At 60.8% G+C, this 25,025-nt stretch carries 22 protein-coding genes; 11 read left to right on the plus strand and 11 right to left on the minus strand.

Annotated elements, in window-relative coordinates:
• Positions 1-23 precede the first annotated feature (23 nt).
• Positions 24-1,268 carry a saccharopine dehydrogenase family protein gene (locus tag AB4N92_RS28155; protein WP_010209914.1) on the plus strand — a complete coding sequence of 415 codons (1,245 nt, stop codon included), beginning with the start codon at positions 24-26 and terminating at the stop codon, positions 1,266-1,268.
• A gap of 174 nt (positions 1,269-1,442) precedes the next feature.
• On the opposite strand, the gene AB4N92_RS28160 is transcribed toward AB4N92_RS28155, so the two are convergent.
• A complete protein-coding gene (locus AB4N92_RS28160) occupies positions 1,443-2,222 on the minus strand; it encodes an IclR family transcriptional regulator (RefSeq protein ID WP_010209913.1) in 780 nt (259 codons plus the stop codon).
• 215 nt (positions 2,223-2,437) lie between these two features.
• Between AB4N92_RS28160 and AB4N92_RS28165 the strand changes: the two genes are divergently transcribed.
• The 5 genes from AB4N92_RS28165 (at position 2,438) to mddA (ending at position 6,795) form a co-directional block, all read left to right on the plus strand.
• Positions 2,438-3,220: an ABC transporter substrate-binding protein gene (locus tag AB4N92_RS28165; protein WP_010209912.1), complete on the plus strand. Its 783-nt coding sequence runs from the start codon at positions 2,438-2,440 to the stop codon at positions 3,218-3,220.
• Entirely contained in the window at positions 3,217-3,885 is a 669-nt protein-coding gene (locus AB4N92_RS28170) for an amino acid ABC transporter permease (RefSeq protein WP_021491600.1), read from the plus strand. The genes AB4N92_RS28165 and AB4N92_RS28170 overlap by 4 nt, the downstream gene beginning before the upstream one ends.
• Positions 3,882-4,634: an amino acid ABC transporter ATP-binding protein gene (locus tag AB4N92_RS28175; RefSeq protein ID WP_010209910.1), complete on the plus strand. Its 753-nt coding sequence runs from the start codon at positions 3,882-3,884 to the stop codon at positions 4,632-4,634. The genes AB4N92_RS28170 and AB4N92_RS28175 overlap by 4 nt, the downstream gene beginning before the upstream one ends.
• Positions 4,631-5,899 carry an NAD(P)/FAD-dependent oxidoreductase gene (locus tag AB4N92_RS28180; RefSeq protein WP_021491601.1) on the plus strand — a complete coding sequence of 423 codons (1,269 nt, stop codon included), beginning with the start codon at positions 4,631-4,633 and terminating at the stop codon, positions 5,897-5,899. The genes AB4N92_RS28175 and AB4N92_RS28180 overlap by 4 nt, the downstream gene beginning before the upstream one ends.
• Positions 5,900-6,027: 128 nt before the next feature.
• A complete protein-coding gene (gene mddA, locus AB4N92_RS28185) occupies positions 6,028-6,795 on the plus strand; it encodes a methanethiol S-methyltransferase (protein ID WP_045791996.1) in 768 nt (255 codons plus the stop codon).
• 135 nt (positions 6,796-6,930) lie between these two features.
• Here mddA and glsB read toward each other — a convergent pair whose 3' ends face one another.
• Together glsB and AB4N92_RS28195 are read right to left on the minus strand one after the other, a co-directional pair.
• Complete coding sequence (gene glsB, locus AB4N92_RS28190) at positions 6,931-7,839, minus strand: glutaminase B (protein WP_010209905.1); 909 nt, start codon at positions 7,837-7,839, stop codon at positions 6,931-6,933.
• 55 nt (positions 7,840-7,894) lie between these two features.
• Positions 7,895-8,239 carry a hypothetical protein gene (locus tag AB4N92_RS28195; RefSeq protein ID WP_029529123.1) on the minus strand — a complete coding sequence of 115 codons (345 nt, stop codon included), beginning with the start codon at positions 8,237-8,239 and terminating at the stop codon, positions 7,895-7,897.
• Between the two features lie 90 nt (positions 8,240-8,329).
• Here AB4N92_RS28195 and AB4N92_RS28200 point away from each other — a divergent pair, with 90 nt between their 5' ends.
• Complete coding sequence (locus tag AB4N92_RS28200; RefSeq protein WP_010209902.1) at positions 8,330-8,677, plus strand: hypothetical protein; 348 nt, start codon at positions 8,330-8,332, stop codon at positions 8,675-8,677.
• 23 nt (positions 8,678-8,700) lie between these two features.
• Here the strand turns inward: AB4N92_RS28200 and AB4N92_RS28205 are convergent, their stop codons facing one another.
• Complete coding sequence (locus tag AB4N92_RS28205) at positions 8,701-9,111, minus strand: hypothetical protein (protein ID WP_236267267.1); 411 nt, start codon at positions 9,109-9,111, stop codon at positions 8,701-8,703.
• A gap of 120 nt (positions 9,112-9,231) precedes the next feature.
• Here AB4N92_RS28205 and AB4N92_RS28210 point away from each other — a divergent pair, with 120 nt between their 5' ends.
• Positions 9,232-10,098, plus strand: coding sequence for an AraC family transcriptional regulator (locus tag AB4N92_RS28210; protein ID WP_010209900.1), 867 nt, complete (start codon positions 9,232-9,234; stop codon positions 10,096-10,098).
• Here the strand turns inward: AB4N92_RS28210 and AB4N92_RS28215 are convergent.
• Complete coding sequence (locus tag AB4N92_RS28215) at positions 10,089-10,718, minus strand: ribonuclease T2 family protein (protein WP_010209899.1); 630 nt, start codon at positions 10,716-10,718, stop codon at positions 10,089-10,091. The two genes, AB4N92_RS28210 and AB4N92_RS28215, sit on opposite strands and share 10 nt — an antisense overlap.
• 36 nt (positions 10,719-10,754) lie before the next feature.
• Positions 10,755-11,735 carry a Gfo/Idh/MocA family protein gene (locus AB4N92_RS28220; RefSeq protein ID WP_021491604.1) on the minus strand — a complete coding sequence of 327 codons (981 nt, stop codon included), beginning with the start codon at positions 11,733-11,735 and terminating at the stop codon, positions 10,755-10,757.
• Positions 11,736-11,862: 127 nt separating this feature from the next.
• Between AB4N92_RS28220 and AB4N92_RS28225 the strand changes: the two genes are divergently transcribed.
• On the plus strand, positions 11,863-12,225 hold the full coding sequence (locus AB4N92_RS28225) for an NUDIX hydrolase (RefSeq protein WP_236267265.1): 363 nt from the start codon (positions 11,863-11,865) through the stop codon (positions 12,223-12,225).
• 44 nt (positions 12,226-12,269) lie between these two features.
• Here the strand turns inward: AB4N92_RS28225 and AB4N92_RS28230 are convergent, their stop codons facing one another.
• Together AB4N92_RS28230 and AB4N92_RS28235 are read right to left on the minus strand one after the other, a co-directional pair.
• Positions 12,270-14,906 (minus strand): MGH1-like glycoside hydrolase domain-containing protein, encoded by a 2,637-nt coding sequence (locus AB4N92_RS28230; RefSeq protein ID WP_236267264.1) that lies wholly within the window; start codon positions 14,904-14,906, stop codon positions 12,270-12,272.
• Between the two features lie 69 nt (positions 14,907-14,975).
• Positions 14,976-16,385 carry an OprD family outer membrane porin gene (locus AB4N92_RS28235; RefSeq protein WP_236267261.1) on the minus strand — a complete coding sequence of 470 codons (1,410 nt, stop codon included), beginning with the start codon at positions 16,383-16,385 and terminating at the stop codon, positions 14,976-14,978.
• A 289-nt stretch (positions 16,386-16,674) separates the two neighbouring features.
• On the opposite strand from AB4N92_RS28235, the gene hglS reads away from it, so the two are divergent.
• On the plus strand, positions 16,675-18,051 hold the full coding sequence (hglS, locus tag AB4N92_RS28240; protein ID WP_154847128.1) for a 2-oxoadipate dioxygenase/decarboxylase HglS: 1,377 nt from the start codon (positions 16,675-16,677) through the stop codon (positions 18,049-18,051).
• A 177-nt stretch (positions 18,052-18,228) separates the two neighbouring features.
• Here hglS and AB4N92_RS28245 read toward each other — a convergent pair whose 3' ends face one another.
• A complete protein-coding gene (locus AB4N92_RS28245) occupies positions 18,229-18,453 on the minus strand; it encodes a DUF465 domain-containing protein (RefSeq protein ID WP_010209888.1) in 225 nt (74 codons plus the stop codon).
• A 175-nt stretch (positions 18,454-18,628) separates the two neighbouring features.
• Between AB4N92_RS28245 and tkt the strand changes: the two genes are divergently transcribed.
• Positions 18,629-20,686, plus strand: a complete 2,058-nt coding sequence (gene tkt, locus AB4N92_RS28250; RefSeq protein WP_106119112.1) for a transketolase — start codon at positions 18,629-18,631, stop codon at positions 20,684-20,686.
• A gap of 52 nt (positions 20,687-20,738) precedes the next feature.
• Here the strand turns inward: tkt and uvrA are convergent, their stop codons facing one another.
• Both uvrA and AB4N92_RS28260 read right to left on the minus strand, forming a co-directional pair.
• A complete protein-coding gene (uvrA, locus tag AB4N92_RS28255) occupies positions 20,739-23,255 on the minus strand; it encodes an excinuclease ABC subunit UvrA (protein ID WP_021491609.1) in 2,517 nt (838 codons plus the stop codon).
• Positions 23,252-24,964, minus strand: a complete 1,713-nt coding sequence (locus tag AB4N92_RS28260) for an ATP-binding protein (protein WP_010209882.1) — start codon at positions 24,962-24,964, stop codon at positions 23,252-23,254. The genes uvrA and AB4N92_RS28260 overlap by 4 nt, the downstream gene beginning before the upstream one ends.
• Positions 24,965-25,025 lie beyond the last annotated feature (61 nt).

Below are 25,025 nucleotides of genomic sequence, written 5' to 3' on the forward strand. Positions count from 1 at the left end.
CGGATAAAGGAGAGATAAAGCAATTGAAAAAGAACGTTCTTATCATTGGTGCAGGAGGTGTCGCCAAGGTGGTGGCCCACAAGTGCGCGCAGCACAACGACGAACTCGGTCGTATTGCTATCGCGTCGCGCAACATCTCCAAATGCCAGGCCATCATCGACAGCGTCAAGGCCAAGGGTAGCCTCAAGGTTCCCGCCGATATCCAAGCCTTCGCGCTGAACGCCCTGGACGTGGAAGCGACCAAGGCCCTGATCCGCGAGACCGAATCGCAGATCGTCATCAACGTCGGTTCCGCGTTCCTCAACATGTCGGTCCTGCGGGCCTGCATCGACACCGGCGTTGCGTACCTCGACACCGCCATCCACGAAGAGCCGGGCAAGGTCTGCGAGACCCCGCCGTGGTACGGCAACTACGAGTGGAACCACCTGGAAGAGTGCAAACAGAAGAACATCACCGCCATCCTTGGCGTGGGCTTCGACCCGGGTGTCGTCAACGCGTATGCCGCGCTGGCGCAGCAACAGCATTTCGACCGCATTGATTCGATCGACATTCTCGACGTCAATGCCGGCTCCCACGGCAAATACTTCGCCACCAATTTCGACCCGGAAATCAACTTCCGCGAGTTCACCGGACAGGTGTGGAGCTGGCAGAACAGCCAGTGGACCAGCAACACCATGTTCGAAGTCAAACGCACCGACGACCTGCCGGTAGTCGGTTCGCAGAACCTTTACCTCACCGGCCACGATGAAGTGCACTCGCTGTCGAAAAACCTCGACGTGCCCAACGTGCGTTTCTGGATGAGTTTCGGCGAACACTACATCAACGTGTTCACCGTACTGAAGAACCTCGGCCTGCTCTCCGAGAAGCCGGTCACCACCGCCGAAGGCCTGGAAGTCGTGCCGCTGAAACTGGTCAAGGCCGTGCTGCCCGACCCGTCTTCGCTCGCACCGGGCTACACCGGCAAAACCTGCATTGGAGACCTGGTCAAGGGCACCAAGAATGGCCAGCCACGCGAGTTGTTCATCTACAACGTGGCGTGCCATGAAGAAGCCTTTGCCGAAACCGACAGCCAGGGCATCTCCTACACCGCAGGCGTACCACCGGTGGCCGCTGCGCTGCTGGTCGCCCGTGGCGAATGGGATGTGAAGCACATGGCCAACGTCGAGGAACTGCCAGCCGAGCCGTTCCTGAAAGCGCTGGACGTGATGGGCTTGCCGACGCGGATCAAAGACGAGCACGGTGATCGTGCCTGGGATGCAATTGCCTGAATAGGCAATCGTTGACCGAACAAAAAATGCGTCCTGAGGGGCGCATTTTTTTTGATGCCAACCCACCCTACTGTAGGAGCGAGCCTGCTCGCGAAGAACGTCAACGAAGACGCGGGCATTCTGGATGCACGCGGTGCCTGTTGGTTTTTCGCGAGCGCCTACAGAGGTTGTCGGTTATTCGAGGTTCCGCGCTGAATTGCTCAGCGCCCGCGAACACTGCAACAACGCCGGCGCCAGTTGCTTCTGCGCATCCGCCCTGCTCCACCGACTGGTCGGCGCCACCACATGCACCGCTGCCACCGGCCGGCCATTGGCACCCAGTACCGGCGCGCCGATGGTCATGTCGCCCAGGAACAGCTCCTGGCCATTTACCGCATAGCCCTGCTCGCGCACTTGCTGCAACGACTCCAGAATCCTGTCGACCTCGGTCAATGTCTGGCTGGTATGCGCAATGCGCTGGCTGTTCTCGATCAACACCAACGCCTCCTCCTGCGGCAACGCGCTCAAATACGCCCGCCCCGACGCCGTGCAGTACATCGGTACCCGCGAGCCAATCGGCATGTGCACCGGTACGAAACCCGAGCTGACGAAGCGCGCGATGTAGGTCATGTCGTAGCCCGCAGGCTCGGTAAGGCACGACGTCTCGCCGGTCAATCGCGTCAGTTCCGATAAAAACGGGTTGGCCACCTCGATCAACGAATGCGCATCCAGATAGCTGAAGCCCAACTCCAACACCCGAGGTGTGAGTTGGTAATGCCGTGTGCGCGAGTGTTTCCGAAGGTAACCCAGGCTTTCGAGCGTAAATACCATGCGCTGGGCCGAACTTTTGGTCATGCCGGCGGCCTCGGCCACCTCCGCAAGGCTCATGCTGCGGCGCTGTGCGCTGAATGCCTTGAGCACCGACAGGCCTTTTTCCAGGGATTGGTTGTGCAGACTGTTGCGATCTTCGGACATGGCGTACTCGTGGTCAGGTCGATCAGGCGTGGCGATATTTCTACCTTAAATTACAAAAATAGACCATCTAATATCGCATATCGATACGACTGCTTCATTTTTTCAATTTTGTGTAGCGATATACGATTTTTATTAATCGAAATGGCACAGAGCTTGCGATTTCATCGGCAGCCGCTTGCGGTACTGACTTTCCGTTTTCCTTCTGGAGTAACCCGATGAACAGTCTTTCGCCCTTGTTTCGCCGCCTTGCCTTCGGCCTCTGTGCCACGTTCTGCGTTACCGCCGTGCACGCAGAAAGTGCGTCCTCTTACAAAGTCGGTGCAACGGCCAGTGGTTCGCCGTTTACCTTCCTCGACATCAAGAGCAACAGCATTCAGGGCGTGATGGTTGATGTCGCTGAAGCCGTAGGCAAGGCCGGCGGTTTCACCAGCCAGATCGAGCAGACCAACTTCGCCGCGCTGATCCCCTCCCTCACCTCTGGCAAGCTCGACTTCATTTCCGCCGGCATGCTCAAGACCGAAGAGCGCACCAAGGTCGTCGACTTCAGCGCCCCGGTTTACGCGTACGGTGAAGGCCTGATCATCAATGCCGACGACAACGCCGCTTACCCTGATCTCATGCCACTCAAGGATCAGGTGGTCGGCGTGCAGGCCGGCACGATCTTCTATGACCAGCTGAACAAGCTCGGCATCTTCAAGGAGATCCGCACCTACGATTCCATCGGCGAGATGGTCCGCGACCTCTCCCTGGGCCGCATCAAGGCCGCTGTGGGCGACCAGCCAGTGGTGGCCTACCAGATTCGCCAGAAGCTGTTCAAAGGCGTGAAGCTCGCTCCTGACTACACGCCCAGCAACGTCGGCGAAGTCTGCCTGGTGGTGCGCAAGGGCGATGCACAAACCCTGGAGCGCCTGAACACCGCCATCGCCAGCATCAAGGCTGACGGCACCCTCGACAGCATCCTCAAGAAGTGGGGACTTGATACCCAGGTGCGCCCATGAAGCCGGCTGAGTTCCTGCAAAACGCCCTGGACTTCCTGCCGATCCTGCTGCAAGGCGCCTGGGTGACGATCCAGATCACCGTGCTGTCGTTCCTGCTCAGCAGTGCGCTCGGGTTGGTACTGGCGCTGCTCAAGCTGTCGCCGATTCGTGCACTGTCGTGGACGGCCAGCACCATCATCAACGTGATCCGTGGCCTGCCAATCATTGTGCAGCTGTTCTACATCTACTTCGTACTGCCCGACATGGGCGTACACCTCACCGCGTTCTATGCGGGTGTGATCGGCATGGGCATCGCCTACTCGGCGTACCAGGCCGAGAACTTCCGTACCGGCATCATTGCCGTCGAACAAGGCCAGCGCGAAGCTGCCGAAGCCTTGGGGATGCGCTCGGCGCTGATGATGCGCCGGGTGATCCTGCCACAAGCGTTTCGCATCGCTCTGCCGCCCTACGGCAACACCCTGGTGATGATGCTCAAGGACTCGTCCCTGGTGTCGACCATCACCGTGGCCGAGATGACCCGACAGGGCCAGCTGATCGCCTCGTCGACCTTCCAGAACATGACCGTCTACACCCTGGTCGCCCTGCTCTACCTGCTGATGAGCCTGCCGCTGGTGTATGGCCTGCGCCGCATGGAACAACACCTGGGTCGGAGGAAAAAAGCATGATCAACATTCACCAACTGCACAAACACTACGGCAGCCACCGCGTACTGCACGGTGTCGACCTGAACGTGGCCAAGGGCGAAGTGGTGTGCCTGATCGGCCCCTCGGGCTCGGGCAAATCCACCCTGCTGCGCTGCATCAATGCACTGGAAGCCTACGACGGCGGCGTGATCACCGTGTTCGGCGAAACCGTGCAGCGCGGCAGCAAGACCGTGCACGCCCTGCGCAGCCGCATGGGCATGGTGTTCCAGCGCTTCAACCTGTTCCCCCATCGCACCGTACTGGAAAACGTGATGGAAGGCCCGGTTTACGTCAAAGGCGAACCGCCCACGCAAGCCCGCGAAGAAGCCCTGGTGTTGCTGGAAAAGGTCGGCCTGAGCGCCAAGGCCGATGCTTACCCGGAGCAACTCTCCGGCGGCCAGCAACAACGCGTGGCCATCGCCCGCGCCTTGGCGATGAAACCCGACGCCATGTTGTTCGACGAACCCACCTCCGCCCTCGACCCGGAACTGGTGGGCGATGTGCTGGCGGTGATGCGCACCCTGGCCGACGAAGGCATGACCATGATTGTGGTCACCCACGAAATGGGCTTTGCCCGCGAAGTCGCCGACCGCGTGTGTTTCCTGCATGGCGGTTACATCGTCGAAAGTGGTGCGGCGGAACAGGTGCTGGGTAATCCGCAGCATCCGCGTACCCAGGATTTCCTGCGGCGGGTGCTGCACCCCACTGGCGATACGCGGAGCCTGTCATGAAGTCATTGTGGTCCGCGACGGCGCCCTCGGTGGTGCCGACACCTGCGTTGAGGGAGTCGGTGAAGGTGGATGTGGCGATTGTCGGGGCGGGATACACCGGTTTGTCGACCGCACTGCACTTGGCCGAGCGTGGTGTCAGCGTGTGCGTGCTGGAAGCCAATGAGCCCGGCTGGGGGGCATCTGGACGCAATGGTGGGCAGGTCAATCCCACGCTCAAATACGACCCCGAGCAACTGGTGCAGATGTTCGGGCCGGAGCGCGCCGAACCGTTGATCTCGACCGTGTCGAGTTCAGCAGACCTGGTGTTCAAGCTGATCGAAAAGCACGGCATTGATTGCGCGCCGGTACGCAAGGGCTGGATGCAGGTGTCATACACCGAAAAAGGCGTCGCCGGGCTGCACGCGCGAGCGGATCAGTGGGCGCGGCGCGGTGTGCCGGTGCAGCGTCTGGATGCGTCGACGGTGGCGTCACGCATGGGCAGTGACGCATTTGCCGGCGGCTGGCTGGATGGTCGTGCAGGGGCGATTCAACCGTTGGCGTATGCCCGTGGATTGGTGGGCGCGGCATTGGCGGCGGGTGTACGCATTCATGGGCAGAGCGCGGTGACAGACTTGCGGCGCCAGGGAGCGGGCTGGCAATTGCAGACGGCTTCGGGTGCACGGGTCATGGCCGATCAAGTCGTGCTGGCCACCAACGGCTACAGCGGCAACCTGTGGCCGGGCATGGCGCAGAGCGTCCTTGCGGCAAACAGCTTTATCGTCGCTACCACACCGTTGAGTGGCAGCGTCGCCGAGCGCATCCTGCCGGGCCAGGAAACCGTCTCCACCGCGCAAAGGCTGCTGCTGTACTTTCGCAAGGACAGCCATGGGCGCTTGTTGATGGGCGGCCGCGGACTGTTCAACGACCCCACTTCACCGACAGATTTCGCCCACCTGGAACGCTCGCTGGCGCTGCTGTTTCCGCAGTTGGGGCCACTGCAGTTCGAGTATCGCTGGGCCGGACGTATCGCGATCACGCGGGACTTCATGCCCCACGTTCACCAGCCCGCGCCGGGTTTAACGTTGGCACTGGGCTGCAATGGGCGCGGGATCGCACTGTGTACCAGCCTGGGGCAACAGTTGGCGGGCAAGTTGTGTGACAGCCAGGCGGAGTTCGCCTACCCGGTGACACCGTTGCAACGGCTACCGATGCATGGGTTGCAGCGTTTCTACATCGGGGCGGGGGTGGCGTGGTATAGCCTGTTGGACCGGTTGAACATCGTTTGAATCGCTAAACACTCTAAAGAGCTGTCAACACTCACAGGTTACTGAACCGACGCACCCTGCTAGCCTGAGCCAGTCGAACTCAATCCTCGTCTGGCTCACGCCTTTACCATGTGCGAAAGGAATCGTCCATGAACCCACAAACACACGCCGACAGCCTCCCCGCGCGCTTGGTCGGGTTGGTGTACAGCATCGCTTGCTACGTGGTTTTCCTAGTCACCTTTTTATACCTGATGGGGTTCTTGGGCAGCGTCGTGGTGCCCAAGAACATCAACGCGGGGCGACTTATCGACTGGCCACTGGCAACGTTGATCAACAGTTTGCTGATCATCCTGTTTGGTCTACAGCACAGCGTCATGGCGCGTAAACGTTTCAAGAGCAGGTTGACTGCACTCATTCCGACGGCGGCTGAACGCTCCACCTATGTGTTGTTCAGCAGTCTGGTACTGGGGGTGATGTTCTGGCTGTGGCACCCCATCACCTATCAGGTATGGCATATCGAAACAGCCTGGGCGAGGGCTTTGATAACGGGGCTGTTCTGGGCGGGGTGGGCCATTGTGTTATTGGCGACGCTGTTGATCAGCCACTTCGAACTCTTCGGGCTCAAGCAAGCGATTGACCGCTGGCGCGACACAGCGCAATACGCGCCAGTGTTCAGGACCCCGTTGCTCTATAAGATCATTCGTCACCCGCTGTATCTTGGGTTCCTGATTGCCTTTTGGGCTACGCCGGACATGACGGTCGGTCATTTACAGTTTGCGATGGGGCTGACGGTCTATCTCTTTATCGGCACCTACTTTGAAGAGAAGGATCTGACGGTGTTGTTTGGAGACAGGTATCGCGAGTATCAGGGAGAGGTCAGCATGATTTTTCCGATACCGAAGAGACGTTCAAAATGAAGCAACACAAATACTGAACAGATCCCCGCCACAGGGGGAGATGAGTTCGCTCCCACGCAGAGTGAACTGCCCCCACAAAGTTGGACGTTTACCCATCTATGCCTGAACGGCCTGAGTGCTGCCATCCGACGCGATCTAAAACACCGACCACCCAATCCGCTCACTCAACAATTCCAATGCCTTCATCCCCGCCAGCGAGTTCCCCGCCGCGTTCAACTCCGGTGACCACACGCACACCGTAAACTGCCCCGGCACCACGGCGACAATCCCGCCGCCTACCCCGCTCTTGCCCGGCAACCCCACGCGATAGGCAAAATTTCCCGCTTCATCATAGAGCCCGCTGGTGGCCATGATCGAGTTGACCTGCTTGGTCTGGCGCGCGGTGAGGACCTGCTCGCCGCTGTGGGCGCTCACGCCTTCGTTGGCCAGGAAACTGAAGGCCCGGGCCAAATCCAGGCAGCTCATTTGCAGCGCGCAATAATTGAAATAGCTGTGCAGCACCGCATCGACATCGTTGTGAAAGTTGCCGAACGACTTCATCAGGTAGGCCATGGCCGCGTTGCGCGCGCCGTGTTGGGCTTCGGACTCGGCGACGACGCTGTTGACCAGGATCTGCGGGTTGCCGGACAGACGCCGCACAAAGTCGCGCATCGACAAAATCGGCACGGCGAAGCGCGATTGGTTGATGTCGCAGATCACTAGCGCGCCGGCATTGATGAACGGATTACGCGGGCGGCCGCGTTCGAACTCCAGTTGCACCATGGAGTTGAACGGCTGCCCCGAAGGTTCGTGGCCCAGGCGTTCCCAGATGGTTTCGCCGCCGTGGTCGATGGCCTGCACCAGGCTGAACACTTTGGAGATGCTCTGCACCGAGAACAGCGTATCGGCATCACCGGCGCAGTAGGCCGCACCATCGTTGCCGTAAACGGCGATGCCGAGTTGGTTGGCGGGCACATCGGCAAGTGCGGGGATGTAGTCGGCGACTTTGCCGAGGCCGATCAGGGGGCGCACTTCGTCGAGGATCGACGAGAGCATCGCCTGCATGTCTTGTCCTGTCATCTGTGTTTGAATCACTGGCAAACGGGTCGCGGAGGATACTTCAATGCGCCCGAAAGCCCCACACAATCTCGACCACCCGTTCGGCGATCACCAGGTAGACAAGGATCAACAATAACTGCAGCGCCAGGTGATAACGCAGCTTGGCGAGCCGGCGAATACCGTCGCTGATATTCAGGAGCATCAACAGCGTCGACAGGATGATCAGGCCCCAGCCGGCCACGCTGGAGGCAAACACCCCGATAAACAAGTCACGCTGCCCCAGCAACGTATTCGTCCCCGCCGCAAACAGCAGTGCACACACCAGCAAGTTTTTCACGTTGTCGAAGATCTGCGTGCTCAGATCGTTTTCCAACAACGCCATATACCGCTTCCATAACGTGCGCATGGCCAGTACCGGGTAGGGATCGCTCGTCAATCAAAGTAGTCCAAATGCCCGTACACTGCACCGTTGCGCTTACTCCATGAGGACTTTTGCATGAAATTGATGATCGGCCTGGCCGCCCTGCTGTTGGTATCGGCTTGCACCACGACCACGCCCACCACGCCCCCCGCCCAAGACTCCGCTGCGTCAACATGCCTGGCCGGCGGCGGCACGATGAAGCAAGTCGGCAAGTTGCAGACCTGGAAGTGCATCACGCCGTACAGGGACGCGGGCAAGGCGTGCACCGATTCAAGCCAGTGCGAGGGTGAGTGCCAGACCAGCGTGACCACGCAAACAGGCACCACACCGATCAGCGGCACCTGCCAGGTGGATAACAGCCACTTCGGCTGCTCGGCGACGGTGGAGAAAGGCAAGCTGGGGCGGGCGATCTGCGTGGACTGAGCCATATCCCCCTGTAGGAGCGGTTAGAAGTGCGCCACATCCGACACCCGCTCATCCAGCACATCCCGCGCCAGTGCCCAGGCGCTTTCCCTGGATTCCACCACCAGCAGCGGGTAGCCCCAGGCCTTGCCGAACATGACGGCAAACGGCTTGAGCGCCAAGCGTTGCGCGGCGCTGGGCTCCACCTGAATCATGCCTTTGACGTAGGTGCGCAGCGCCTGTTTGTTTTTCTTCATCCAGATCGACGCGTGCTTGCGCTCCTCGTGGGAGTGCTCGTGGTTGTTTTCATCCACGGATTTCTCGTGCAGCAGCACGAAGGATTGCTGGCGGGCCAGCAGGCTTTCGAAGGTCAGGAAGGCATCTTCCGGCCCGCCCTCGTTGGGTGCATCGAAGACGATTTTCACCACTGGGAATGTTGAACTGTCGAGTCGCATGGCAAAGCCCCTTGAGTAGCCGTTGATGAGAGTGAATCTCAGCATAAGGCTCAACCCGCTGGACGGCATTGCACAGAATAGCCAGAATGTTTCGCAATTCAGCCAATACGTGAAGCCGCCATGCAACGCCACCGCCTTGATCATCGTGATCCCGCCAGAGTCAGGGACGCCGACCTGCTCCCGCGCGCCGTGGTGGCCGTGAACGCCACCAGCACGTCCGAGAGCTGGGAGCATGCCCCGCATTCCCATCGCAAAGGGCAGCTGATGTACACCCTGCGCGGGGTGATTCATTGCCAGATCGAGGCTGGCATCTGGATCGTGCCGCCCCAGTGCGCGCTGTGGATTCCCGGCGGCCTGCCCCATGCGGCGCGCGGTTCCGGCGAAGCGGAGGTGTATTGCCTGTTGATCGACCCGGACGCCGCCGGCGCCCTGCCCGCGCAATGTTGCACGCTGTCGGTGTCCGGCCTGTTGCATGAACTGATCAGCAAGGCCGTAAGCTTCCCGCAACTGTATGACGAGGACGGCGCACAGGGGCGCCTGATCCGCACACTGCTGGACGAGCTGGCCCAGGCGCCCATCGAGGACCTGCACCTGCCGATGCCCCGGGATCCGCGCTTGCGGCGCCTGGCCGACAGCCTGCTGGCCGACCCCGGCGACAAGGCCACGCTCGGCCAATGGGCCATGCGCATCGGCATGAGCGAGCGCAGCATGACGCGCCTGTTGCTGGAAGAATTTGGCTTGAGTTTCGGCCGCTGGCGCCGGCAGTTGCATGTGATCCTGTCACTGCAACGCCTGGCCAGGGGCGACAGTGTGCAGCGGGTCGCTCTGGACCTGGGCTACGAGAACGCCAGCGGCTTCATCACCATGTTCCGCAAGGCGGTAGGCCAGCCGCCAGCACGTTACCTGGCAGATCGCGCCGGGGCGCCAACGGCCAACGCCGCGGCAACCATTGCGTTGCACGCGCTCCAGACGCCGGATCAGCGCTGAACCGGAATACGAATATCACCGCCGCGACACTGGGTTTTCACACTTTTGGGGCAGCCGGCAAAGCGCAGTTCCTTGCTCAGGCACACGCGCACTTCGGACAGCACCTTGCCCTTGCAGATCACCGCCATGCTGTGATCGCCCATGGCGGGGTTGCTCTGGCGGAACAACTGTTCGATGTCCCGTGCTTCAAGGTAATTGGGCACATTGAATGGCTGCAGTTGCTGCGGGATCTGCACCGTGGCCAGCGCCGCGTCGGTGGCGTCCAGGTAACGCGTGGGTCCCAGGCCGCTGCACGTACCGTGTTTGGCCCACTCATGCTTGAGCAATGCCTGGGTGGGAAACATCAGCGCGCCCTTGGCAATGTCTTCGGCCGACAGCCGCGATTGCGGGTCACACGACGCCGGCCACCCGCCTCGGGCATACTGCGGCCATAACCCGTGCAATACAAAGCCGTAGCCTTTACCCGTGCATTGCTCGTTGCTCGGGTGCGTCAGGCAGAACGTGGGCGACCACGACAGTGACAACACATAAAAATCAAAATCCCCTGCCGGGCGTTGTTCTCGTGGTGCGGCCATTGCGCTGGTGGCAATGACCAGCCACACCATCATCCAGAATTTCATCCATCTGTTCCTTGAAAAAACACAACCCTATCGTACCTAGCCAGGATGATGGGGGTTACGCTGTAGCACCTTGTCGAGGATCCGATCGGTCTTCAACGCCTCGATTGCCTGTGAGGGGTGTTCGGCTTCCCCGCGAATATGGGCGTTCATGGCCAGCACATGATGCCACTGGATATGCGCGTGGCAAGGCACCTCCAGCACCTCGTCCACCTCGCCTTCAAGGCGCAGCGGCTGGTCTTCGAATACTGCAAACGTGATGCGCCCCTTGCTGCCGATCAGCTCGACCTTGTCTTCGCGGCGGTCGGCGACAAAATTCCAGCAGCCCATGCCCAGCGCGCCGGACGCGAACGTCCAGCAGGCGGTCACCGCATCCTCGGCGGCGTAGCGCCCGGCCTGTCGCGCGGTAAAGCCCGAGACCTCGACGATATCCCCGGCCAGGTACTGGAACAGATCAAACCCATGGCTGGCCAGGTCGGCAAAGTAACCCCCACCGGCAATGAGCGGGTCGGTACGCCAATTGGCGGCGCTGGCGTCGTCGGCGCCCGGTGGCTTACACAAGGTCCAGGTCAGGTGACGCAATTGGCCAATGCGCCCGTCCTGCAGCCACTGGCGCACTTGCTGGAAACGCGGCAGTGATCGGCGGTAATACGAGACAAACAGATGCAGGCCGGCACGCTCGAAGGTGCGCTGCATCAATGCGCTTTGCTCGGCATTCAATGCCATCGGCTTTTCGACACAGCAATGCTTGCCCGCGGCGGCCACCATCAGGCTGTATTCCAGGTGGCTGTCGGGTGGCGTGGCGATGTACACCGCGTCCACTTCGGGATCGTTGATCAGGGCCTGGGCATCGGTGTAGAAGCGGGCAATCCCGTGGCGTGTCGCATAATCGCGCACAGCCTCTTCACGGCGCCCCATCACGGCGACCAGCGCCGAACCTGGCGCTTTGTAGAAAGCGGGTCCACTCTTTAACTCAGTGACACTGCCACAGCCGATCATGCCCCAGCGTACGGTGCTCATCTGCTCTCCTCGTCCGTTTTGATCAATCGGGCAGTATCCACAACCCCACGCGTCAGCGCCATAACCACTTAGCATGACAATTGCATTACACTTTTATGACATTCATCCCACTGCGGGGGCACAGACGATGAAAATAAGGGCCACGGTCATTTGCGAACACGAGGGGCATATCCTCTTCGTACGCAAGGCCAGATCGAAATGGGCGCTGCCGGGCGGCAAGGTCGAACGCAATGAGCGCCCGGTCGGCGCGGCGGAACGCGAACTGGAAGAAGAAACCGGATTGAACGTGGACGGCTTGCTGTACTTGCAGGAACTGAAGGCGCGCGACACCGTTCACCACGTGTTCGAAGCGTCAGTGGTGAACATCGCCAATGCAAAACCCTGCAATGAAATAATCGATTGCCAGTGGCACCCTTATGGCGCCATGGATGAACTGGACACCACCGACGCCACCCGGCACATCGTTAAATCCTTCCTGCGTCGCCTGTAGTTCAGCGCTCTGCCCGCTCACCACAACAATCGCCACAAAGAAGCTCAAGCCCCTGGCTGCAGTAGCAACGCCACCAGCGCGCTCCACCCCGTCTGGTGGGACGCGCCCAACCCGCACCCGGTTTCCCCGTGGAAATACTCGTGGAACAACACCAGGTCGCGGCTGGCCGGGTCAGCTTCCAGCTGGGCGTACCCTGCCATCGACGGCCTTGAGCCATTTTCGTCGCGCAGAAACAGACGCGTCAGGCGCTGACTGAGGCTGTTGGCGACGTCCTCCAGGGAGGACAGGTAACCACTGCCGGCCGGGTACTCCACCGAGAAGTTGTCCGCGTAGTAGCGGTGAAACTCTCGCAACGACTCGATCAGCATGTAGTTGACCGGCATCCACAGCGGCCCGCGCCAGTTGGAATTCCCGCCATACAACCGCGAGTCGGATTCGCCGGGTTGGTAGCTCGCACACAGGGTGTTGCCGTTCATCTTCAACGCCAGCGGTTGTTCGGCGAACGCCTTGGACAGGGAGCGCACGCCAAACGCCGACAAGAACTCTTCGTCAGCCAACATGCGCCGCAACAAATCCTTGGTGCGCTCACCACGCAACAATGCCAGCAACAGGCGATTGCCCTGCCCCGGCTCGTTCCAGCGCGAGACCAATTTGGCCAGGTCCGGCCGGTGCTTCATAAACCCCAGCAAACGCTCGCGCAAACCTTCCAGGCCTTCATGCTCGCGCTGCTCCAGCACCAACACGGCAAACAGCGGCATCAGCCCGACGATCGAACGCAGGCGCACCGGCTCGTTCGCGCCGTCGGGCCGATGCAGCACGTCGTAGAAGAACAGGTCCTGCTCGTCCCACAGGCCTTCCGCGCTGTCGTCGACGCGATTGATGGCGCCGGCGATATACAGGAAGTGCTCGAAGAACTTCACGGCAATGTCGACGTACACGCCATTGCGCTTTGCCAGCTCCAGGGCGATGCGCATCAAGTCCAGCGCATAGGCCGCCACCCACGCCGTACCATCGGCCTGGTCCAGCTGGTAACCCGGTGGCAACGCGGCTGAGCGATCGAACAACGCGATATTGTCCAGCCCGAGGAAGCCGCCCTGGAACAGGTTGCGTCCCTCCGCGTCCTTACGGTTGACCCACCAGGAAAAATTCAGCAGCAGCTTGTGGAAAATTCGCTCAAGAAAATCCATATCGCCTACGCCAGTCAGCGCTTTGTCCTGCTGATAGACACGCCAACTGGCCCAGGCATGCACCGGCGGATTGGCGTCGTCGAAGCGCCATTCATAGGCCGGCAACTGGCCGTTGGGGTGCATGAAACGGTCCTTCACCAACAGCAACAGCTGTTGCTTGGCGTATCCCGGATCGATCAGCGCGATGGCCACCGCCTGGAAGCCCTGGTCCCATGAGGCGTACCACGGGTATTCCCAGGTATCAGGCATCGAGAGGATGTCGAAGTTGGACAGGTGCCGCCAATGGGTATTGCGGATATGCAGGCGCTCGGGCGGCGGCGCGGGTTGTGCCGGGTCGCCGTCGAGCCATTGGTTCACATCGAAATAATAGAGCTGCTTTGACCAGAGCAACCCGGCCAAGGCTTGACGCTGCACATTGCGCGCATCCTCATCGGCGATGTTGTGTTGCAAGGCGGCATAGAAGTCATCGGACTCCTGGCGGCGCTGTTCGAACAGCTTGCGGGCGTTGACCTGCGGTGCATCAACGGGGGCGAAACGCAGGTAGAGGGTTTTGTTTTCCAGGCCTGCCAGCTCAAGGATGAAGCGCGCCGCGACTTTTGTGCCGCGGTCACGGCGAATCGCCGATTGCACACCCGCCACCACGTAATCATTGATCCCGTCCTTGAACGGTCCCGGCGCCGGCTGCCCATTCAGCCGCGCAACGTTGGTCTCGTTCTCGCAAAACAACCACTCCACGCCGTCCTGGCCCCAGGCGCCGAGATGCCGATCAGGCAACTCAGGGTGGCGCGCCAGCACCTGTTCCCCGTCCATCGTCAATTGCGGCTTGGGCGCGTCGAAGGTCCAGCTCCAGTCATTGCGCGCCCAGAGTTGAGGCACTACCTGCACGCGCGTCGACTGCTCCGAACGGTTGCGCACAGTCACGCGCATGAAAATGTCGTCGGGCTGATGCTTGGCATATTCGACGCTGACATCGCAGTAACGGTTGTCTTCGAACACGCCGGTATCGAGGATCTCGTATTCGGCATCCGCCAGGCCACGGCGGGCGTTTTCGCTGATCAGGTCGTCATAGGGAAAGGCGGCATGCGGGTATTTGTAGAGCATGCGCATATAGGCATGGCTCGGTACGCCGTCGACGAAAAAATACAGTTCCTTGACGTCCTCACCGTGGTTGCCCTCGGCGTTATTGAGGCCGAACAAGCGCTCCTTGATGATCGCATCGCGCTCGTTCCACAGGGCCAGGCCCAGGCACCAGCGTTGCGCCTTGTCGCTGAATCCCGCCAAACCATCCTCGCCCCAGCGATAGGCACGGCTGCGCGCGTGTTCATGGGGGAAGTAAGTCCAGGCATCGCCATCGGCGCTGTAGTCTTCGCGCACCGTGCCCCATTGGCGTTCGCTTAAATAAGGGCCCCACTCGCGCCAACGTTCGGCATCCTGCTGCGCCAAGCGTTGGCCTTCGAGGGTTCCAAGTATCCGGTTGTCGGGTGTGGCCGTCATCGGGTCCTCCATCGCCTACCCAGTGAGAGGCAGTGTAGAGCCCAATGACGTCCGGGCGCACATGAAGACTTAGAAGATCGCGTAGGTGTAGTTGAAGATCAGGCGGGTTTGGTCCTGGTCGGCGGTGCCGGTGTTTTTACCGTGATAGGTGCCGGTACGGAAAGTCGTACCAAACCCTTTCAGCGGACCGGCCTGCACGACGTAGTCCAGGCGGAAGTCGGCTTCGTTTTCTTTCTGTTCAGGGCCACCGGCCACCTTCGACTTGATGTCCCTGCCGTCCAGGTAAGCCACGGACGCCTTCAGACCCGGCACATAGGCCTTGAAGTCATACGAGTACTGACCAAAGTTGACCTGCTCGCCCGCACGGGAGAACTGGCCGACCACGGCGTCGGTGAACAGGTAGAAGTCGCTGCCGCCGGCGCCTTGTGCGTGCGGGTCGGCCAGGCTGCCCTGGTTCACCCACACGAAGCCGCCGTCATCACCCACGCCTATGTGGCCAAGCATCAGGCTGCTGCCGCCCAACTGGTAGGTGAAGGCCGCACTGTAGGTTTTGTTGTCCACTTCGTTGGCGTGCTTGGCGTAGCCACCGTTGTTGTTGAACTGGTAACCGCTCTCGCCGTTCTTGCCGTCGCTGGAGCTGTCGAAGTAGCGCAGGTCGGTCTTGAACGACTGATCATTGCCCAGCGGCAGCACGTGGACCAGGCCGAAGTAGTTCTGTTTGTAGAAGTCCTGCAGTTGCGCGTAGTAGTACTGCAACGTCAGGTTTTTCGCGATCACGTTGTCGGAAGAACCAAACGGTTTGTAGTCCACCCCACCGAATTTGAAGCTGTCGCTGTCGCGGGTACCGCCTGCCACGCTCAAGCCCGTGGAGTTGCTGGAAGCACGGCCTTCGGCGCGGTTCAGTTCACCGCCGGTGAAGGTGACATTGGGGATGTCATTGGAGGTGAGGATGCCACCGCCAAAGGTCTGCGGAGCCACGCGACTGTCGTTGGAAACCAGGATCGGCAACACCGGCGCCAAGCCGCCACCGACATGCAATTCGGTCTGGGAAATGCGGAACTTCACGTTGCCCGCCGCGCGACCGAAGGAATCCGCAGGCTCGGTGCCGTTGTTCTTGGTCGGGAAGAAGCTGTTGCCGTTGCCCGAGAGGCCCGCGCCCGCCGTGTGGCCATCACCGCCATCCAGACGCAGCGCGCCGAAAGCCATGACGTCAAAGCCCAAGCCGATGGTGCCTTGGGTGAAACCGGATTTGTAGTCAAAACGCAGCGCGGTTGCGGCTTCGCGCAGGTCGTTGTTGGTCCCCGAGCGGTTATCCGCGCTGTAGTACATGGTCCGCGAACTGATGGCCGCATGACTGTCTTCCAAGAAGCCGCTGTGACCGTTGCCGGTGCCCAGCGAACCGAGCCCGAAATCATCAGCGAACGCCTGTTGTGCAAGAACGGCGGCGGTGATCGACAACGCCAGTGTAGAAATTTTCATTAACGACAGCCCCTAAACATTTTTTTATGTGTCTGGTGTGCATAACGGCGTTTTCATCCTTGCAAACGTGACGATTCTTTCATGCCGACCAGGGCGGAATCCGTGAAGAATTAGTTAGGAAAGCCGCCGTTAAATGAAATTTCTCACGGGCTGTTTTTTGTCATATTCACGTCATCTCATTCATTTGCAGAATGAAGTCCTGAGGAATCTTCGTTTGCAAGGGTGCTTTGCGCTCAACAAAATCCAGGCAAAGGCCACCTCTACCGCTATAGCCATCAGGAATTTTTCTATGCCCAGCACCGCACATGTCAGCCCCGACCAGATCCGTAGGGGCTTTTCCAAGGCCATGTCCGACATGTACCGAGATGAAGTTCCCTTGTATGGCGCCCTGATGGAGCTGGTGGCCGAGACCAATGCCCACGTACTCGACACCCAGCCGCAGCTGGCGCAGCAGCTGCAACGCACCGGCGAAATACAGCGCCTGGACATGGAACGCCACGGCGCGATCCGCCTGGGCACCGCGGCAGAGCTGGCGACCATCAGCCGCCTGTTTGCCGTAATGGGCATGCAACCGGTGGGCTACTACGACCTGACACCGGCCGGCGTACCGGTGCACTCCACCGCGTTTCGCGCCGTGCATGAACAGGCGTTGCAAACCAGCCCGTTTCGGGTATTTACCTCATTGCTGCGCCTGGAACTGATCGAAAATCCCGACCTGCGCACCTTCGCCGAAACCGCGCTGGCCAAGCGCTCGATCTTCACCCCTGGCGCCCTGACGCTGATCGAACAAGCGGAAAAGGACGGCGGCCTCAACGCCGAGGACGCCGATGAGTTTATCCGCCAGGCCCTGGAAACCTTCCGCTGGCACCACACCGCCACCGTCACCGGCGCGCAGTACCAGCAACTGAGCGACCAGCACCGCCTGATCGCCGACGTGGTCGCCTTCAAAGGCCCGCATATCAACCACCTGACCCCGCGCACCCTGGACATCGACCAGGTCCAGGCCGCCATGCCCGGCAAAGGCATCACCCCCAAGGCTGTGATCGAAGGCCCACCGCGCCGGCATTGCCCGATCCTGCTGCGCCAGACCAGCTTCAAGGCCCTCGACGAACCCATCGCCTTTACCGACGCTCAAGGCAGCCACAGTGCGCGCTTTGGCGAAATCGAACAGCGCGGCGTGGCGCTCACCCCCAAAGGCCGCGCGCTGTACGACCAGTTGCTGAACGCCGCGCGCGACGAATTGGGCGCCTTTCCCAATGAGGGCAACGCTGCACGTTATGTCGAATTGATGGAACGGCATTTCCAGGCGTTCCCGGATAACCATGCACAGATGCGCGAACAGGGCTTGGCCTACTTCCGCTACTTCGCCACCGAACAAGGTTTGGCGGCGCGCGGTACTGCCGCTCAACCGCGCACACTGGAAGCGCTGGTCGAGGCCGGCCACATCGATGTGGAGCCGTTGGTGTATGAGGATTTCCTACCGGTGAGTGCGGCGGGGATTTTTCAGTCGAACCTGGGGGATGCAGCCCAGAGTCACTACGCGGCCAACTCGAATCGGGCCGAGTTTGAAAAGGCGCTGGGACGTCGGACGATTGATGAATTGAAGCTGTATGGCGTGACGCAGCAACGCTCTATCGATGAATGCACAAAGGCACTGCTGGCCTGAAATGAAGTGCCCACCCGACTCACCAGCACAATCCTTGCGCCGCAACAGTCCCCAGAGCCGGGTGGGCGGTCGGCATGATAGGCAGAGAGAAGCATCCTGTCCCCCAGACAATTCTGAACAAATATGTCCGTCCCTGCTGTAGGAGCAAGCTTGCTCCTACAGGGGAGGCGTTTTGGTTTACCCCAGCTTTGCGACAATGTCGTCTTTGATCAACAGCCGCTTCTTCTTCAGCTTCTCCACATCCTCATCGCTGGCGCTTGCCGATTCTGCCTTCAGCACCTCCTTATCAGCGTCATCGTATTGAGTGAGCAGCGAGTCCAGGCGTTTGTCGCTCGCCCTGCGTTCGTGAACGACTTCCTTGCTCAACCCCAAGTCCTGATACAGGTCGTGTTTCACTGGCATGGCGTACCTCCGCAAGTTGATCAATGGCTTACGCCCTAGAAGCTAGACCATTGCGAGGGGTCTTGTCATGTCCGGGGTCAATACAGCCCCGTTCGTCGCAGCGCGGGCGTTTGGATCAAACCTTTGCCGCCCCCTGCCCTCCACTCTAGATAGCCAACCGAGGGAGACCGGTTTCATGACTCATGCTGCCACTGATATCGACACCCAATGCATCAACACCCTTCGCACCTTGGCCATGGACGCCGTGCAGAAGGCCAATTCCGGCCATCCGGGCACGCCCATGGGCCTTGCACCGGTGGGGTATACGTTGTGGAGCCGCTTCCTGCGCTATCATCCCCAGCATCCCGACTGGCCCAGCCGTGACCGTTTTGTGTTGTCCGTTGGTCATGCCTCGATGCTGCTGTATTCGCTGCTGCACCTGGCCGGCGTAGTGGAATTGGATGCCAACGGCGAGCGCACCGGCCAACCCGCGGTCAGCCTGGACGATATCAAGCAATTTCGACAAGCCGGCTCCAAGACCCCTGGCCACCCCGAATACCGCATGACCACTGGCGTGGAGACCACCACGGGCCCGCTCGGCCAGGGCTGTGCCAACAGTGTCGGCATGGCCATGGCCGAACGCTGGCTGGCCAAGCGCTTCAACCGCGAAGAAAAAACCTTGTTCGACTACAACGTCTATACCCTGTGCGGCGACGGCGACATGATGGAAGGCATCAGCGGTGAAGCCGCGTCCTTGGCCGGTCACTTGAAGCTGGACAAGCTGTGCTGGATCTATGACAACAACACCATCAGCATTGAAGGCCACACTGAACTTGCGTTCAGCGAAGACGTGATCCAGCGCTTCCAGGCGTATGGTTGGCACACCCTGCACGTTACCGATGCCAACGACTTGCAAGCCCTGAGCAATGCCTTGGAAGCCTTTCATTGCAATCGTGGCGCACCCACGCTGATTGTGGTCGACAGCGTGATCGGCTATGGCTCACCGCACAAACACAACACGGCCGCCGCCCATGGCGAGCCCTTGGGCGAAGAGGAAATTCGCCTGACCAAGTCGGCGTATGGCTGGCCCGAGGACTCGAGCTTCCTGGTCCCCGAAGCAGCACGCGCACAATTGCGTGATGCCCTGCTTGAACGCAGCGAGCCCCTGTATGAAAAATGGACCGAACACCTGTCCTTGCTGGAGCAGTTCGAACCGGAATTGGCCGATGAATTGAGACGTATGCGTGCCGGGGAAATGCCGGAACACTGGCAGAAGCACCTGCCGGACTTCGATACCGACCCCAAGGGCATCGCCAGCCGCGCCGCTGGCGGCGAGGTGCTGAATGCGTTCGCCGAACAGGTCCCCTGGCTGCTGGGCGGTTCGGCGGACTTGTCACCGTCGACCAAGACCAACCTTACCTTTGACGGTGCCGGGCGTTTCAGTGCCGACGACTACAGCGGGCGCAACCTGCACTTCGGCATTCGTGAGCACGCCATGGGCGCGATCGCCAACGGGCTGGCGCTGTCCTACCTGCGGCCATACACCTCGACGTTCCTGGTGTTCAGCGACTACATGAAACCGCCGATCCGCCTGGCGGCGATCATGGAGTTGCCGGTGGTGTTCGTGTTTACCCATGACTCGATTGGCGTGGGTGAAGATGGGCCGACGCACCAGCCGATCGAACACCTTACGCAGTTGCGCGCCACGCCGGGGCTGCTGACCCTGCGGCCGGGCGATGCGAATGAAACCCTGGAGCTGTGGAAGGTTGCCCTGGCGCAAACCCATCGGCCGAGTTGCGTGGTGTTGTCGCGTCAGCCGTTACCGACGCTGGATCGTACAAAGTACGCAGCGGCGTCCGGGGCGGCCAAGGGGGCTTACGTGCTGGCCGCTGCCGACCACCCCAAGGTCCTGCTGTTGGCGACCGGCAGCGAAGTCGGCCTGGCCGTGGCGGCTTATGAGCAGCTGAAGACCGAAGGGATTGCCGCGCAAGTGGTGTCCATGCCCAGCTGGGAATTGTTTGAAGACCAGGACCAGGCCTACCGCGACAGTGTGCTGCCGCCGGCGGTGAAAGCGCGGGTCGTGGTGGAACAGGCAGGCCCATTGGGCTGGGACCGTTATGTAGGCCAGACCGGCGCCAAGGTGGTGATGAACAGCTTCGGTGCGTCCGCGCCGTTGGCCAAGTTGCAGGAGAAGTTCGGGTTTACCGTGGAGAATGTGGTGAAGCAGGCCAAGCAGCAAATCCAACAGACCTGACAGCTTTTGTATAGGCGCCGGGCTTGTCGGCAAGCCCCGCGCCTACACAGGTTTAGAGTGCTTTCGCCAGGAAGGCGGCAGTCCGGCTTTTCTTGCTCTTCGCAACTTTTTGCGGCGTACCACTGGCCACCACCGTCCCGCCCAAATCCCCTGCCCCCGGCCCGATATCTATCACCCAATCACTCTGCGCCACCACGCGCATCTCATGCTCCACCACAACCACCGTATGCCCCGCATCCACCAAGTGATTCAACTGGCTGAGCAAGCGGTCCACATCCCGCGGATGCAGGCCTGTAGTCGGCTCATCCAGCACGTACAAGGTCGCGCCCCGCGCATTGCGTTGCAGCTCGGTCGCCAGTTTGATGCGCTGCGCTTCACCGCCCGACAGCTCGGTGGCCGGTTGGCCCAGACGCAGGTAGCCCAGGCCGATATCCCGCAGCACCTGCAACGAGCGCAGCACGCTCGGTTGTTCGGCAAACACTTCGACCGCCTGCTCGACCGTCAGCCCCAACACTTGGGCGATGGTCAAACCTTGCCATTTGACCGCCAAGGTCTCGGGGTTGTAGCGCGCCCCATGACAGGTCGGGCATGGCGCGTACACACTGGGCATGAACAGCAACTCGACACTGACAAACCCTTCCCCTTCGCAGTTCGGGCAACGCCCCTTGGCGACGTTGAACGAGAATTGCCCGGCATCGTAGTGCCGTTTCTTCGCCGCCGGTGTAGCCGCGAACAGCTTGCGCACATTGTCGAACAGCCCGGTATAGGTCGCCAGGTTCGAACGTGGAGTGCGGCCGATGGGTTTCTGGTCTACCTGCACCAGGCGGCGGATGTGCTCCAGACCGGCGTGGATGTGCCCGCCGCTGGTTTGCGGCGCATCGTCTTCCAGGCTTGGTTCTTCGTCATTTTCCACCACGCGCCCTAAACCGGCGCTCACCAGTTCCAGCAGCGCCTGGCTGACCAGGCTGGACTTGCCCGACCCGGAAATCCCGGTGACCGCCGTGAAGCAGCCCAGCGGAAAATCGACATTCAGGTCCTTGAGATTATTACGCGTCACACCTTGCAGTGTCAGCCAACCGGTGGGTTCACGGCGCTCTTGCTTGGAGACACGCTTTTCAGCGAACAGATAGGCGCGGGTCTGCGACGCCTGCACCTGTGCCAGCCCCGCAGGCGGGCCGCTGTACAGCACCTGGCCGCCATGTTCGCCGGCCGCCGGGCCAACGTCGATCAGCCAGTCGGCGCGGCGCATGGTTTCCAGGTCATGCTCCACCACAAACAATGAATTGCCCGCCGCTTTCAAACGGTCCAGTGCGGTGAACAGTGCCTCGCCATCCGCTGGATGCAAGCCTGCCGAAGGCTCATCCAGCACATAGATCACGCCGAACAACTGCGAGCCCAATTGCGTGGCCAGGCGCAGACGCTGCAACTCGCCGGACGACAAGGTTGGCGTGCTGCGCTCCAGGGACAGATAACCCAGGCCCAACTCGGTCAAGGTGCTGACCCGCTCCAGCAAGTCTTGGGCAATACGCTGAGCGGCGAGGCGTTTTTCCACCGAGAGTTTCATCGTGTCCTGCCCCGCCGCCACTGGCCGCAGTAACTCGGCCAATTGCGCCAATGACAACTGTGACAACTCACCTATGTCCACCCCGGCAAACTTCACCGACAGCGCAGCCTTGGTCAGGCGTTTGCCCTCGCACAACGGGCAGGCGCTGCCCTGCATGAACTGTGACACGCGCTTCTTCATCAGCGCGCTCTGGGTGTGGGCGAAGGTGTGCAGGATGTAACGCCGGGCGCCCATGAAGGTGCCCTGATAGCTCGGCTCCAGTTTGCGTTTCAGCGCATCGCGGGTCTGCTCCGGGGTAAAGCCGGCATAGACCGGTACGGTGGGAGTTTCTTCGGTGAACAGGATCCAGTCGCGCTGCTTTTTCGGCAGGTCGCGCCAGGGGATATCCACGTCGTAGCCAAGGGTCACCAGAATGTCCCGCTGGTTCTGGCCTTGCCACGCCAATGGCCAGGACGCCACCGCGCGCTGGCGGATGGTCAGCGAAGGGTCCGGCACCATCAGTGCTTCGGTCACTTCATACACACGGCCCAAGCCATGGCATTGCGGGCACGCCCCCTGGGGCAGGTTCGGCGAGAAGTCCTCGGCGTACAGCATCGGCTGTCCCGGCGGATAACTGCCGGCGCGGGAATACAACATGCGGATCAGGCTCGACAACGTCGTCACGCTGCCCACTGATGAGCGCGCGCTCGGCGTACCGCGCTGCTGTTGCAGGGCCACGGCGGGCGGCAGGCCTTCGATGCTGTCCACGTCCGGCACGCCCACCTGGTCGATCAGCCGTCGGGCATACGGCGCCACCGACTCGAAATAACGCCGCTGCGCTTCGGCATACACCGTGGAAAACGCCAGGGACGACTTGCCGGAACCCGACACGCCGGTGAACACCACCAAGGCATCCCGGGGAATATCCACATCAACATTCCGCAGGTTGTGTTCGCGGGCGCCACGCACACGGACGAAACCGGTTTGCTGGGCAGTGATTGCAGGCGTGTTGCGCTGTGAAGTCATGGACAACCTTGTCGGGCGGTGAGCACGCTGCGCACCCGTTGCGTCAGCGCTTCGGGGCTGTAGGGCTTGCTCAGCAGATGAATATCGGCGCTCAGCAGATGATTGCTGGAGAGAATGTCACGGGTGTGGCCGGAGGTGAACAGGACTGCCACCGGCGGGTTTTGCGCACGCGCCCAGTTGGCCAGGTCGGTGCTTTTGACGCGGCCGGGCATGACCACATCGGTGAAAATCAGCTCCGGCTGCAAACCGGCTTGTAGCTTGAGCATGGCCTGGTCACCGTCATCGGCCGTGAGCACGGTGTAGCCGGACTGTTCGAGTAACTCGACGACGGTCAGGCGCACGCCTTCATTGTCCTCGACCACCAGGATGGTTTCCTGGCCGCTGCTTAGGGGGAGTTGGTCGATATGCACATCGAGGCTTTCCGGCTCCAGGCTGTGAGGGAAATACATCTGCACCACCGAGCCCTTGCCCTCCTCGCTCCACATCTCCACATGCCCGCCACTCTGGCGCACAAAGCCGAACACCATGCTCAGGCCCAGGCCGGTGCCATGGCCTTCGCGCTTGGTGGTGAAGAAGGGTTCGAACGCACGTTTCAACGTGGACTCGGACATACCCACACCGGTGTCGATGACCGCCAGGCGCACATATTCGCCCGGCTTGATGCCTTTACCCGCGCAATCGTCCGGATTAAGGATGATGTTCTCGCCGGTGATACGAATCACGCCCTCGCCGTTCATGGCGTCCCGGGCATTGATCGCCAGGTTGAGCAGTGCATTTTCCAGTTGGTTGCGGTCGACGTTGATAAACCACGAGTCCTGGGGCAGTTGCACATCGATATGGATGGTTTCCCCCAGCGCCCGTTGCAGCAGCTCGCCGAGGCCTGCGTAGATACGTTGCGGGTTGTAGACCGCCGGTGACAAAGGTTGGCGACGGGCAAACGCAAGCAATTGCGATGACAGCTTGGACCCGCGCTCCACCGCCGCAATGGCCGCGGCGACACGGCGCTGCACCTGGGCGTTGTCCGGTTCGTGGCGGGCCAGCAAATGCAGGTTGCCGGCGATCACCTGCAGCAGGTTGTTGAAGTCGTGGGCCACACCGCCGGTCAGGCCGCCGATGGCTTCGAGCTTCTGTGACTGACGCAGTTGGTCCTCGGCGGCCGAGCGCGCCTGCACTTCAGCGGCGACCCGCTGCTCCAGGTTATGCGTGAGCTCCTGGCGCACCTGTTCGGATTTCACCAGCTCGGTCGTCTCCACCACAATCGCCAACACCCCCGCCGGTTGCTGGTTGTCGCCGGCGACGGGGCTGTAATACAGGTCCAGCCATACGGTTTCTGGCTTGCCGTTGCGCAACAGCACCAGGTCCTTGTTGTTGAATGACAGCGTGCCGCCTGCCAGGCAAGTGTCCACCACGTGACGGTTGAACTCGGCGACTTCCGGCCACCCCAGTTCTACCGGCGTTCCCAGCAGGTACGGGTGGCGACCACCGGCAAAGACCGAATAGCTGTCGTTGTAGATCATGTACCCCCATTGCCCCCACAGCATCACCATGGGCACGGGTGATGCCAGCATCATCTGCACGGTGCAGGTCAGGCTGGTGGACCATTTGTCGATAGGGCCCAGGTCGGTGGTGGCCCAATCGAAAGCGCGGATTCGCTGGGCCATTTCACCGGCCCAACCTTCACAGCCATGAGGGTTGGATAAAAATTGCATCATTGAACTCTGCGCAAAGAAAAGACAGCTGCGAAATTTGGAGCGCGTCAGAAGCTGATGG

This window comes from Pseudomonas sp. S3_A09 (assembly GCF_054668065.1).